This is a genomic window from Gemmatimonadaceae bacterium (assembly GCA_020851035.1).
Lineage (GTDB): Bacteria > Gemmatimonadota > Gemmatimonadetes > Gemmatimonadales > Gemmatimonadaceae > JACMLX01.
Window position 1 is genome coordinate 83,197 of the sequence record JADZDM010000024.1, and the last position, 13,249, is coordinate 96,445.

Here is a 13,249-nt window from a genome sequence, read left to right on the forward strand (position 1 = left end):
CAGTCAACTGATACGTCCCGGGCTGTGTCCGCCGTCGTGGCGGATCGCCGCGAATTCCTCCGGCGCGCCGGACTCGCCGGTGCTGCCCTCGCGCTGGTGGGCTGTGGTGCCGGTGCCCCGGAGCTGCTCGCCCCCTCCAGCGGGCCGCGGGGCGCCGTCGTCGGGGCCGGTGGTGCGATCACGCTCGACTTCTCGCAGGACATCGACGTGCTGAACTACGCCTATGCGCTCGAGCAGCTCGAGGCGGCTTTCTATATCGGCGTGGTGACCAACGGGGCGTTCGCCTCGGTGTTCACGGCGGCCGAACGACGCGTGCTCACGGACATCCGCGACCACGAGGTGGCCCATCGTGACTTCTTCGCCGCGGCGCTCGGGTCGGCCCGGATCCCGGACCTCACACCGAAGTTCGGCGCGATCGACTTCGCGGACCGCACCAGCGTGCTGCAGACGGCGCGCACCTTCGAGGACCTCGGCGTGAGCGCGTACAACGGCGCGGCCCGGTTCATCGCCAGCGAGGCGTACCTCGGTGTGGCCGGCAAGATCGTCTCGGTGGAGGCGCGTCACGCATCGGCGATCCGGGACATGCTCAGCCCGCGCAGCGCCGCCTTTGCACCGGACGCGTTCGACGCCGGCAGCACCCCGCAGGACGTGCTCACCGCCGCCGGTCCGTTCATCACGGAAAGCATCACCGTCGTCAACGCCTAGGAGCCACACGACATGACCAACGATTCCACCACAGCAGCCATGCCCGGCGCCCTGGATCCTGACATCGCAGCCACGCTCGTCTCCCGGCGCGACGCGATTGCGAAGGGAGCCACCACCTCGGGCACCGTGCTGGCCGGCCTGCGCATGGGCACCATCCCGATGGCGCTCGCAGCCCTCTCCACGGCGGCCTACGGTCAGGGGCGCGCCTTGCCGACCGCCGTGCTGGGGGTGCTCAACTTCGCCCTTCGGCTCGAATACCTCGAGTCGGAGTTCTACAACCGCGGTGTGGCTGCCGCGGGGCTGATCCCCGCTGCCGATCGCACGATCTTCACGACCATCCAGTCGCACGAGGCCGTGCACGTGGACTACCTGAAGACGCTGCTGGGCAGCTCGGCACGGCCGAAGCCCACCTTCGACTTCACGGCCGGCAACGGCAGCGGCAGCGGGCCGTTCGCGGATGTCTTCACGAACTACGCCACCTTCCTGGCCGTCGCCCAGGCGTTCGAGGACACGGGTGTGCGTGCGTACAAGGGACAGGCGGCGACGCTCGCCCCGTACAAGGATGTGCTGCAGGCCGCACTGAGCGTCCACTCCGTCGAGGCGCGTCACGCGGCGGAAGTCCGGCGCCTGCGCGGCAACTTCCAGGACAACGAGCCCAATCAGGGGTGGATCTCGGGGGCGATGACCGACGTTGCCGCGATCGCGCCGGTCTACGCCGGCGAGGCCAACACGACGCACCTCGGCCTGGATGTCACGACCATCACGGGTGTGTCGGCTGGGGCCGTCACGGAAGCGTTCGACGAGCCGCTCACCATGGCACAGGTGCTGGCCATCGTGGACCCGTTCATCGCCTGACCGGGCTCGGCGACCGAAACCCGGTGAATTGAGTGCACTGTCACCGGATTTCGAGTTGAGTGCAGTGTCACCGGATTTCGATTTGAGTGCACTGTCACCGGATTTCTGAGTGCACTGTCACTGATTTTCCTGAGTGCACTGTCACCGGATTACAGATTGAGTGCACTGTCACCGAATTCCTGTCACCGAATTCCCGGCATCGGCAACACGACCGTGTTGCCGATGCCGGTCGGTCCAGGCGTCAACGCTTGCGCGCGAGCATGGTCCCGCGGCACGAGGCTGCGCCGCAGGAACAGGGATAGCGCCGCTTGGCGGCCGGCGTGTGGCGCGTGGGCAGGGTGAAGGCGTAGTCGTACGCCAGCTCCTCGCCGGGCACGATGTCGCGGATGGACTCGATCCAGATGCGCCCGTCGTCGATCACGGCGTCGCAGTTCGGGGCGCAGGAGTGGTTGATCCAACGGGCATCGTTGCCGTCCACGGCGGCGTCGATCACCACCGCATCGTCGATCGCGAAGAGGAAGGTGTGGTGCCGGGTGTGAGTGTCATCGGGGTAGCGGGCCTCCGCCGCCGCGGGTGACAGGCGCTCGCCGGCGTACTCGACCAGCCGGGTGCCGGCCGGGATGTGGTGGGTGGCGAAGGCACCCAGGCCCTGGATCGGTGACTGGCGGATCTCGAAGGGCGGGGAGGCTGTGGCGTCGTAGCGCGGCATTCGTCAAATGTGGCGGGGACCCGGGCCGGGCGCGGGGTGACTCTCGCACGAGGCCGCGCGCGAGACCACCTTTCCCTGTCCATGAACGCACCAACCCGCCCGTCCGTCGTCGACCGCACCGCATTCCTCCGGGTGCTGGCGGTGTACAAGTTCGTGCAGACGGCGATCCTGGTGGCGCTCGGGCTGGCCACGGTGCGGCTGGTACGCCCGGAGGTGGCGGCGGCGTTCGAGCAGTGGGTGCAGGACCTGCCCGTCGGCTACGTGCAGCACGTGTCCGAGCGGTTTCTCGGGTGGATCTCCGGCCCGCAGACGCACCGCGTGCTGATCCTGGGTGGCGCGCTCTTCGCGTACTCGGCGCTCTTCCTGGTGGAGGCCGTGGGGCTCTGGCTGCAGCGGCGCTGGGCCGAGTGGCTGACGGTGGTGGCCACCGGGCTGCTCATCCCGCCGGAGGTCTACGAGTGCTTCATGCACCCGTCCACGACGCTCTTCGTGCTGCTGTTCGTGAACGTGACCGTGGTCTGGCTGCTCGCGAAGCGGCTGCAGCACGAACTGGCGGGGACGATCCCCACCGGACGGGCCCCCGCGCCCTGAGCCTGCGCCGGCCCGCTGCGGCCTGACGGACGGGAGCGCGACGGAAGCGCCTGTTTGCCGCCCGGGGGCGCCGGACGAGGGCCGGAACGCCTGCTGCGGGACGCCTCCGCACCGGCCCAGATCGGACCGCGGGGCCGTTTTTCGGCCCTGGCCGGTGTACCTTCATAAGCTATGACATCAAGTCCCACAAGTTCAGAACTCTCCACCGATACCGGCTTTGCCGGCCTCGGTCTCGATGCACGACTCGTTGGCGCACTCGCCGGTCTTGGCTACGAGGAACCCACCCCGATCCAGAGCGCGGCGATTCCGCCGCTGCTCGCGGGGCATGACATCCTCGCGCAGGCCGCCACCGGCACCGGCAAGACGGCAGCCTTCGCGCTGCCGCTGCTGCACCTCGTCGACACCGGTGCGCCGGCGCGCACCCGCACGAAGGCGCTGATCCTCACCCCCACCCGCGAGCGGGCCATGCAGGTCGCGGAGGCGGTGCACCGGTACGGGAAGGCGATGGGCATCATCGCGCTGCCGATCTACGGCGGCTCGGCGATGGACACGCAGATCCGCGCGCTCCGCCGCGGCGTCGACGTCGTCGTCGCCACGCCGGGCCGCGCCCTCGACCACATCCGCCGTGGCACGCTGTTGCTCGACACGGTGCGGATCGTGGTGCTGGACGAGGCCGACGAGATGCTCGACATGGGCTTCGCCGAGGACCTCGAGGCGATCCTCGCCGCCACGCCGGCCGAGCGCCAGACGGCGCTGTTCTCGGCCACCGTCGCGCCGCGCATCGCGCAGATCGCGAAGAAGCACCTCCGCAACCCGATCAGCGTCAGGATCGACAAGGCGAAGGTGGAGCCGGGCCAGACCGCGAAGGTGCGCCAGGTGGCCTACATCGTTCCGCGCGCGCACAAGATGGCCGCCTTGGGCCGCGTGCTGGACGTGGAGCAGCCGCAGTCGGCGATCATCTTCTGCCGCACGCGCACCGAGGTGGACGAGCTCACCGAGACGATGAACGCCCGCGGCTACCGCTGCGAGGCGTTGCACGGTGGCCTGAGCCAGGACCAGCGTGACCGCGTGATGAAGAAGTTCCGCGCCGAGAAGACGGACCTGCTGGTGGCCACCGACGTGGCCGCGCGCGGGCTCGACATCCAGCACGTGTCGCACGTGGTGAACTACGACGTGCCGACGTCGACGGAGGCCTACGTGCACCGCATCGGCCGCACGGGGCGTGCCGGCCGCGAGGGCGTCGCGATCTCGCTGGCCGAGCCGCGCGAACACCGGATGCTCCGGAACATCGAGCTGGCGACGAAGTCGAAGATCGAGATCGCCACGGTGCCCACCGTCGCCGACCTGCGCACCCGCCGCCTGGAGCTGACGAAGGCGTCGCTGCGCGAGGGGATCCTGGCCGGAGACCTGGATGCGTTCCGCAGCATCGTGGAGTCTCTGGCGGAGGAGTTCGACGTGATGGACGTCGCGGCCGCCGCGGTGAAGCAGCTGGAGCTGGCGAACGGCGGCAGCGCCGACGAGAAGGAGATTCCCGCCGTCGAGCCGCGCCGGGACCGCCCGGAGCGCAGCGAGCGCACGCCCACGCCGCACCGCGGCTCGGCCGAGCGCACGAGCACGCGTTTCGAGCGCAACGAGCGCCCGGAGCGCGCACCGCGCACCGATCGTCCCGAGCGCACGGAGCGGCCCGAGCGCCCCGGCGCCGACGGCGAGCGTCCCGCCCGCCCGGCACGCAAGCCGCAGTGGGATGTCGCACGACTCTATGTCGGCGCCGGCCGCCTGGCGCGGGTCCGTCCGGGCGACCTGGTCGGTGCCATTGCCAACGAGTTGCAGCTCGACGCCAGCGTGGTGGGGGCGATCCAGATCCAGGACAAGTTCTCGATCGTCGAGGTGCCGGACGAGATCGCCGACGACATCATCGACGCGCTCCGCAACACCACCATCAAGGGCAAGCGCGTCGTGGTCCGTCGCGACCGCTCCTGACTTCTACGCCCCTGCGGCATCGTCAGGAGCAACCGCTTCACCGCAAAGTCGCAAAGGGCGCGAAGGGCGCAAAGGGGTCGGTGAACACGGCAGGCCTCTGCTTCCTTTGCGGCAACGAAAAATGCTGTAGGAACTGCGCGCACGATCACGCAGTTCCTAGAGCATCTTCAGTTGCGATGGGCGCAAAGGTTTGAGGTCGGCGCAGACCCCTTTGCGTCCTCCGTGCCCTTTGCGCCTTTGCGTCAATGCTGTTCAAGACGCTCAGGCCGCAGCAGGAGCCGGCGTGCGCACAGGTTGGCGGTAGACCCATGACGCGACCGCGACGCCGGCAACGATCATCAGCGTCGAGAGCAGCTGCCCCATGGTGATGCCGCCGGCGAGGAAGCCGAGCTGGGCGTCGGGCTGCCGCGTGAACTCGACCAGGATGCGCACGACGCCATAGCCGATGAGGAACGCCGTGCCGCCCACACCGGGACGCCACCATCCCTCGCGCCGCGCCTTTGCCTCGAGCCACCAGAGGAAGCTGCCGAGGATGATGCCCTCGCCGAGCATCTCGTAGAGCTGGGACGGGTGGCGCGGCACCTGCTGCGGGTCGGTGGGGAAGACCATCGCCCACGGCACGTCGGACTGGCGGCCGTACAGCTCGGCGTTGATGAAGTTGCCGATGCGGCCGAAGGTGAGGCCCGGCGCGGCGCAGAGCGCGAGCGCGTCGGTGAGGTACATCAGGTCGATGCGGAAGTGCCGCGCGGCCCACCAGCACGCCACCACCATTCCCAGCGCCGCGCCGTGAAACGAGAGGCCGCCGTTCCAGACCTTGAGCCACTCCACACCGGTCAGCAGGCTGCGGTCGTACACCAGCACGTACATCGCGCGGGCACCGAGCAGCATCCCGATGAACAGCGCCGTGAGCCAGGTGTCGAGCCCTTCCTGCGTCAGCGGCAGGGTGCCGTCCTTGATGCGCTTCCGGGCCAGCCGCGCGCCGGCGATGTAGCCGAACACGTACATCAGCCCGTACCAGCGCACGCGCAGGGGGCCGATGTGGATGAGGTCGGGCGAGAGCTTCGGATAGGGCCAGGTCATCTGCCCAATCTAAAGGCCCGCGCCGGGGCCGGCAGCCTGCGGTCTGGCGGCGTTGGAAATCCTCGCGATACCGCTGGTACTGCTGCGTTTTCCGCACTGCCAGGCCACGGAATTCCTGCCAGCCTCTCGTGTCACGAATCTGCGGGACACGACACTAGCCCGGTTCGACGTCGTCACGGAGCCGGTAGCCCACGCCGGGCTCGGTTTGCAGCAGCCGTGGCCGCGCGGTGTCGGCCTCGATCTTCCGCCGGAGCTGGGCCACCACCACGCGCAGGTTCTGCGTGTCGTCCACCACGTGGTTGCCCCAGACCTCGCGCACCAGCAGCCGCTGCGTGCAGACCATGCCGGCGTGCCGGATCAGGGTCGTGAGCAGCTTGTACTCGGTGGGGCTGAGGTGGGTTTCCTCGCCAGCCACGGTGACGAGGCGCCTGACGAGGTCCACCGCCAGGGTGCCGGCACGGAAGGTGGCCTGCGCCGGCTGCGTGGCCCGCGCGGCATGCCGCAGCGCCACGCGCATCCGCGCCAGCAGCTCTCCCACGCTGAACGGCTTCGTAAGGTAGTCGTCCGCCCCCGCGTCGAGCGCGGCGATCTTGTCGTTCTCCAGCTCCCGCGCCGACAGCACGATGATCGGCACGGCGCTCCACTCGCGGATGCGGCGGGTGGCGTCGAGGCCATCGCCGTCGGGGAGCCCGAGGTCGAGCAGGATCAGGTCGGGATTCCGCGCCGCGGCCTGCGCGAGGCCGTCGTGCATCGTCGCCGTCTCGACCAGCCGGTACTCGTGCGCGGGCAGCGCCGAGCGCAGGAAGCGCCGCATCTGCGGCTCGTCCTCGATGAGCAGGACCAGCGGGCCGGCCTGCGTCATGCGGTGACGTCGTCGTCGGGACCGTCGTGGGGCATGCCGACAATGTGCGCCGGCGGCTCGCCGGCGGGCAACGAGAAGCGCACCACGGTGCCACCGCCGTCGCGCGCCTCGAGCCAGATCCTGCCGCCGTGCGCCAGCACGATGCCGCGACAGATGGTGAGCCCCAGCCCCACGCCCGGCGTCTCCGTCGAGTGCTCGATGCGGTGGAACTTGTCGAACACCGCCAGCGCCTGGCCCGGCGGGATGCCGATGCCGCGGTCACTCACGCTGACGGTCACGGTGTCGCGGGCTGCGGTGGCGCCGATCGCGATCGGCGAACCCGCCGGCGAGTACTTGAGCGCGTTCTCGAGCAGGTTGATGAGCACCTGCTCCACCAGGATCGCGTCGATGCAGACCAGCGGGAGTGCGACCGGCAGCGACACGGTCACCTCGCGGCCGGCGAGGCGCTCGTCGAGTCGCAGCAACGCCACGCTCACCACCTCCTCCAGCGGCTGCCACTCCTGGTGCACGCTGAGCGCCCCGGTCTCGACGCGGATCATGTCGAGCAGGTTGCCGACCATGCGCGTCATGCGGCGCGATTCCTCCACGATCGCCTGCGCGAGGTCACGCCGGGTCTCGTCACCGAGGGTGGTGCCGGCGTCCGCGAGGCTGCTGGCGGCACCCTCGATGGCGCCGAGCGGCGTGCGCAGGTCGTGCGAGAGGGAGCTGAGCAGCGACGTCCGCAGCCGCTCGGCCTCCACCTCCACGCGGGCCAGCTCGGTGCCCTCGGCGAGCCGCACCCGCTCGAGGGCGATGGCGGCCTGCGTGGCGAATGATTCCAGCAGCTGCCGGCGCGCCGGGTCCGACACGTCGCGCGGATCGGCCGGCGCCATCCGCAGCACGCCATGCGCCACGTCGGAGGCCACCAGCGGCAGGTAGAGCGCCGGGCTGGCCGGCAGGGTCTGCGTCCCCATGCCCGCCATCTGGCGGTGTTCGAAGGCCCAGCGCTCCACGCCGTCGTCGGAGTCCAGCGCGCCATCGTCGCGGCGCAGGCTCACCCGTGAGCTGCCCGGCACCACGCTGGTGCTGTGCCGCTCGAGCGCGGCCGAGATCTCCGCCGGTGCCCGCGCGGCGCTGAGGTCGGAGGAAAGCGAGAATGCGGCCGCGGTGCGCGCCTCCCGTGCGCGCGCGGCGTCGGCCTGCGCACGGAGCGTGCCCGTGAGCCGGCTCACCAGCACTGCCACCACCAGCATCATCGCGAACGTGAGCAGGTAGTTCGCATCGCTCACCGCCAGCGTGTAGAACGGCGGCACGAAGCAGAGGTCGAACGCGAGGATCGCGAGCACCGAGGCGAACAGGGCGGGCCGGTACTGCGTGCGGCTGCCGATGATGGCGATGCCGAGGATGTAGAGCATCGCGACGTCGGTCGTGCTGACACGTGCACGCAGCAGCAGGCCGATGGCGGTGACGATCCCCACCACCACCGTGGCCTGCAGGTAGCCGGACAGGCGCGGCGCCGGTGCATGCTGCGCCGCGGTGGCACTGCCGTCCCCGCGCGGCGCATCGGCTGCGACCACCATCACGTCCACGCTGGTCACGCGCTGGGCCACGGCGTCCAGCAGTGACCGGCGCCAGGGCGCCCAGGCGCGCCGTCGGGGCTGGCCGAGCACCAGCCGGGTGACGTTGTTCGCCCCCACGAACCCGGCAACGGCATCGGCGACATCGTCGTTCGCGAGGGTCACGGCCCGCGCGCCGAGGCGCTCGGCCAGCTGCAGGTGTGCGGCCACCGTGGCGCGGTCGTCGTCGCTGAACCCGCCGGCCATCACCGGCTCCACGCTGAGCGCGATCCACTCGGCGTCGAGCGCCTCGGCGAGCCGGCGCGCGCGGCGCACGATGCGGTCGTCGTCGGGCCGGCGTCCCACGCACGCCAGCACGCGGTCGGTGGCGGCCCACGTGTCACGGATGCCGCTGCGCTGCATCCAGCCGCGCATGTCGGCGTCCACGCGCGACGCCGTGCGGCGCAGCGCCAGCTCGCGCAGCGCGAGCAGGTTCCCGCGGCGGAAGAACCGGTCCAGTGCGCGTGCCGCCTGCTCGGGCACGTACACCTTGCCGTCGCGCAGGCGCTCGATCAGCACCTCCGGCGACACGTCCACCAGCTCGATCTCGTCGGCATGCTCGATCACGCTGTCAGGCACCGTCTCGCGGACGGTGATGCCGGTGACCTGCGCCACCACGTCGTTCAGGCTCTCGACGTGCTGCACGTTGAGGGTGCTGTAGACGTCGATCCCGGCGTCGAGCAGCTCGTCCACGTCCTGCCAGCGCTTGGCATGGCGGCTGCCGGGGGCGTTGGTGTGCGCCAGTTCGTCGAGCAGCAGGAGCGCGGGGCGGCGCGCCATGGCGGCGTCGAGGTCGAACTCCTCGAGCACGATGCCGCGGTGCTCCACCGTCCGCCGCGGCAGGATGGGCAGCCCCTCGGTCAGGCGCTGCGTCTCGCGCCGCCCGTGCGTCTCCACGATGCCGATGACCACGTCCACGCCCTCGTCGCGACGGGCGGCGGCTGCCTCGAGCATCGTGAAGGTCTTGCCCACGCCCGGGGCCGCACCGAAGAACAGCTTGAACCGGCCGCGCGTGCGTGCCTCATCGCCCTCCTCACGCAGCCGGTGCAGCAACGCGTCAGGATCGGGGCGCCCGTCGCGCGGCTCGACCATGCCGGTCAGAACGCCAGGCTGAGCGACGTCACGAGCAGGCGGTCACGTGACGACCCGATCGCGGCGCTGCCATGCGCGAGGAGCGGGGAGGAGGTGTGCAGCTCGCGCACCTCCGATCGCCAGCGCACGCCCTCATCCAGTGTCACATCCACTCCCAGTGACCCGCCAGTGCCGGTGAATCCCGTCAGCAACCCCGTGCCGATGATCACCTGGTCGGGATCGGCATAGCGCTCGAGTCGCCCGACCACCGCCACCCGCGCGCTCACCGGCTGCCGCGCGATGCCGACGAGCCCATCCCAGCGCCGGCCACCCTGCGACCCGATGTCGACCTGGCCCTGCAACTGGGTGCCGGTGGGCAGCACTCCCTTCGCCATCACCTGGTGGAACTGCCGGAGCACGCCGCTGCCGCCGGTGGGGCGCTCGTTGCCGAAGAAGTTGGCGTAGCTGAGCGTGAGCGCAGGGGAGACGGCCACGTCGATCCGGCCGCCGACGGCCTTGGACCGGTTGTTCTCGGCGATGTTCTGCCAGCCGTTCATCACGTGCGCCTGCGCGGTGACACGCGGTGTCGGCTGCCAGGTGAGCTTCACACCCGAGAGATAGTACGGCGAGTAGTCCGCCACCAGCGAGCGCGTGTAGGTGGGGTTGTCGGATGACGACCAGCCCTCGAGGCCGATGTAGCTCAGGTACACGCCGCCATCGACCCAGGCGTGATCGCCGAGCTTCACGCCGACCACGGCCTCCTGGATCATCCGTGCGACGTCGGGGCCGCTGGTGGGGCCGCTGCGTGGTTCGCCGGCGTAGTTGACCTGCACCGACGTGCCGGCCTGGATGGCGAACCGTGCCCGGAGCGCGCGGCGCTCGACGGTCACGCCGAGCCAGGCGAGGTTCACGTTCACCTCGTCGTGGCGCACGGCCTGGGTGGTGAACTGCCGTTCGCCATCCACGGGCCGGTTGGAGTCCCAGGCGTAGTAGGTGTCGATGAAGCCGTTGAATCGGATGCGGGTGGCGGTGTCGGCCACCTGCGCGCCGAGGGCGCCGGTGAGCAGCGCGAGGGCGGCGGCGAGGCAGAGTGGGCGGATCATGGTGTCATGGTGGGACGAAGAGTCGGGGCCGGCGCGGCGGTCGCGGGGAGGGCGTCGAGCGCGAGATTGACCTGCAGCACGTTCACGCGTGGTTCGCCGAGCAAGCCGAAGGTACGTGTTGCCGTGCCGGCGTCCACGGCCTGCCGCACGACCCGGGGGTCCAGGCCGCGGGCCTGCGCGATGCGCGCCACCTGCAGGTCGGCCGCCGCCGGCGACAGGTGGGGATCGAGCCCGCTGCCCGAGGCCGTGACGAGGTCCGCCGGCACCGGCGTGTCGCCAGCGTCGCCGGCGGCGCGGATGCTGGCCACCCGGGCCCGCACCAGGCTGTCGAGGGCAGGGTTGGTCGGGCCGAGGTTGGAGCCGGCACTGCCGCGCGCATCGTACGGCCGTGCGATGGCCGACGGGCGACCCCACAGGTAGCGCGGGCTGGTGAATGACTGGCCCACCAGCAGCGAGCCGCGCACCGTGTCGCGCACGGTGATGAGTGATCCGCGCGACCGCACGGGGAAGGCGGTGGCCGCGATGCCGGTGACCGCGACGGGATACACGATTCCTGTCAGGAGGGAGAGCACGCCGAGGGCGCGGAGTCCGGGGAGCAGGTCGGGGCGAAGGGACATGCGAACCTCAGGTGAGGTGCAGCGCCACGAGGGCGCGGTCGATGAGCCAGCTGCCGGCGAACGGCGCGGCCAGCCCGCCGAGGCCGTACACCAGCAGGTTGCGGCGCAGGATCGCCGCTGCACCGAGCGGGCGGTACGTCACGCCGCGGAGCGCCAGCGGGATGAGCGCCACGATCACCAGCGCGTTGAAGATCACCGCCGAGAGCACCGCGCTCTGCGGTGTGGCGAGCCCCATCACGTTGAGGCGGTTCAGCGCGGGGTAGGTGGTGGCGAAGGCGGCGGGAATGATCGCGAAGTACTTCGCGACGTCGTTCGCGAGGCTGAAGGTGGTGAGCGAGCCGCGCGTCATGAGCATCTGCTTCCCGGTCTCGACGATCTCGATCAGCTTGGTGGGGTTGGAGTCGAGGTCCACCATGTTGCCCGCCTCCTTCGCCGCCTGCGTGCCGGAGTTCATCGCGACCGCGACGTCGGCCTGGGCCAGCGCGGGTGCGTCGTTGGTGCCGTCGCCGGTCATCGCGACCAGCCTGCCGCCGGCCTGGTACTCGCGGATGAGCCGCAGCTTGGCTTCCGGCGTCGCCTCGGCAAGGAAGTCGTCCACCCCCGCCTCGGCGGCGATGGCCGCGGCCGTGAGCGGGTTGTCCCCGGTGATCATCACGGTCTTGATGCCCATCCGCCGCAGCTCGGCGAAGCGTTCGCGGATGCCACCCTTCACGATGTCCTTGAGCTGGATCACGCCGAGCACGCGCGGGCCGTCGGCCACCACCAGCGGTGTGCTGCCGGCGCGGGCCACCTCCGTGACCGCGGCGGCGACATCCGGCGGCACGGTGCCGCCGTGCGACGTCACGAGGCGTGCGATCGAGTCCGCCGCGCCCTTCCGGATGGAGCGCGTGCCGAAGTCCACCCCGCTGCTGCGGGTCTCGGCCGTGAACGGGACGAACGTCGCCTCGCCCACGGCGAACGAGTGCTCGCGCAGCTCGTGCAGTGTCTTCGCCAGCACCACGATGCTCCGCCCCTCCGGCGTCTCGTCGGCCAGTGACGCCAGCTGTGCCGCCTCGGCCAGCTCGCGCTCCGGCACGCCGGCCGCAGGAATGAAGCGTGACGCCTGCCGGTTGCCGAGCGTGATGGTGCCCGTCTTGTCGAGCATCAGGACGTCCACGTCGCCGGCCGCCTCCACGGCGCGGCCCGAGGTCGCGAGCACGTTCTGGCGCAGCATGCGGTCCATCCCTGCGATGCCGATCGCCGACAGCAACCCGCCGATGGTGGTCGGGATGAGGCAGACGAGCAGCGCCACCAGCACCGTCAGCGTCACCGGCACGCCGCTGCCGGCGGCGGTCACGCTGAACCGGGAGTAGGGCAGCAGCGTTGCGCAGACCAGCAGGAAGATGATCGTGAGCGCGGCCAGCAGGATCGCCAGCGCGATCTCGTTCGGCGTCTTCTGCCGGTGTGCCGCCTCGATCAGGCCGATCATCCGGTCGAGGAAGCTCTCACCGGGGTTGGCGGCGATGCGCACCACGATCCAGTCCGAGAGCACGCGGGTGCCGCCGGTCACGGCGCTGCGGTCGCCGCCAGCCTCGCGGATCACCGGTGCACTCTCGCCGGTGACCGCACTCTCGTCCACGCTCGCGATGCCCTCGATGATCTCGCCATCGCCGGGGATCACGTCGCCCGCCACCACGTATACCACGTCGCCCTTGCGCAGCGTCGCCGCGGCCACGCTCTCGATCACCAGGTGATTCGCGGGATCGTCGAGCTTCCGGGCCATCACGTCGCGCCGCGTGGCCTTCAGAGCATCAGCCTGTGCCTTGCCGCGGCCCTCGGCCAGCGCCTCGGCGAGGTTCGCGAACAGCACCGTGAACCAGAGCCAGGCGGCGATGGCCCACACGAACGCGGGCGAGCCCTCCGTCACGCGGCCCGTGCTCGCGAGAAGGGCCAGGATCGTGGTCGCGATGCTGCCGACGAAGACCACGAACATCACCGGGTTCCGTACCTGAGAGCGGGGGTCGAGCTTGGCGAATGCGGCGAGGATGCCGGCCCTTAGTTGCCCGGACCGCACCAGCCCGGTCCGTTCATGCGTGGACATG

General features: G+C 70.6%; 11 protein-coding genes. 4 read left to right on the forward strand and 7 right to left on the reverse strand.

The window, feature by feature from the left end; all coding sequences use genetic code 11:
* Positions 1–24: 24 nt before the first annotated feature.
* Positions 25–705 (forward strand): ferritin-like domain-containing protein, encoded by a 681-nt coding sequence (locus IT355_17025; protein ID MCC7054978.1) that lies wholly within the window; start codon positions 25–27, stop codon positions 703–705.
* A gap of 159 nt (positions 706–864) precedes the next feature.
* Positions 865–1,560, forward strand: a complete 696-nt coding sequence (locus tag IT355_17030) for a ferritin-like domain-containing protein (GenBank protein ID MCC7054979.1) — start codon at positions 865–867, stop codon at positions 1,558–1,560.
* 241 nt (positions 1,561–1,801) lie between these two features.
* Here IT355_17030 and IT355_17035 read toward each other — a convergent pair whose 3' ends face one another.
* Positions 1,802–2,230, reverse strand: coding sequence for an SET domain-containing protein-lysine N-methyltransferase (locus IT355_17035; protein MCC7054980.1), 429 nt, complete (start codon positions 2,228–2,230; stop codon positions 1,802–1,804).
* A gap of 120 nt (positions 2,231–2,350) precedes the next feature.
* On the opposite strand from IT355_17035, the gene IT355_17040 reads away from it, so the two are divergent.
* On the forward strand, positions 2,351–2,860 hold the full coding sequence (locus IT355_17040; GenBank protein ID MCC7054981.1) for a DUF2127 domain-containing protein: 510 nt from the start codon (positions 2,351–2,353) through the stop codon (positions 2,858–2,860).
* Positions 2,861–3,031: 171 nt separating this feature from the next.
* Entirely contained in the window at positions 3,032–4,840 is a 1,809-nt protein-coding gene (locus IT355_17045) for a DEAD/DEAH box helicase (protein ID MCC7054982.1), read from the forward strand.
* 261 nt (positions 4,841–5,101) lie between these two features.
* Here IT355_17045 and IT355_17050 read toward each other — a convergent pair whose 3' ends face one another.
* The 6 genes from IT355_17050 to kdpB form a co-directional block, all read right to left on the reverse strand.
* Complete coding sequence (locus IT355_17050; protein MCC7054983.1) at positions 5,102–5,920, reverse strand: prolipoprotein diacylglyceryl transferase; 819 nt, start codon at positions 5,918–5,920, stop codon at positions 5,102–5,104.
* A gap of 154 nt (positions 5,921–6,074) precedes the next feature.
* A complete protein-coding gene (locus tag IT355_17055; protein MCC7054984.1) occupies positions 6,075–6,782 on the reverse strand; it encodes a response regulator in 708 nt (235 codons plus the stop codon).
* Positions 6,779–9,469: a sensor histidine kinase KdpD gene (locus IT355_17060; protein MCC7054985.1), complete on the reverse strand. Its 2,691-nt coding sequence runs from the start codon at positions 9,467–9,469 to the stop codon at positions 6,779–6,781. Before IT355_17060 ends, IT355_17055 begins: the two co-directional genes overlap by 4 nt.
* 5 nt (positions 9,470–9,474) lie before the next feature.
* Positions 9,475–10,551, reverse strand: coding sequence for a porin (locus tag IT355_17065; protein ID MCC7054986.1), 1,077 nt, complete (start codon positions 10,549–10,551; stop codon positions 9,475–9,477).
* A complete protein-coding gene (gene kdpC / locus IT355_17070) occupies positions 10,548–11,168 on the reverse strand; it encodes a potassium-transporting ATPase subunit KdpC (GenBank protein ID MCC7054987.1) in 621 nt (206 codons plus the stop codon). The genes IT355_17065 and kdpC overlap by 4 nt, the downstream gene beginning before the upstream one ends.
* Positions 11,169–11,175: 7 nt before the next feature.
* Positions 11,176–13,248, reverse strand: coding sequence for a potassium-transporting ATPase subunit KdpB (gene kdpB / locus IT355_17075; GenBank protein MCC7054988.1), 2,073 nt, complete (start codon positions 13,246–13,248; stop codon positions 11,176–11,178).
* Between the last annotated feature and the right edge of the window lies 1 nt (position 13,249).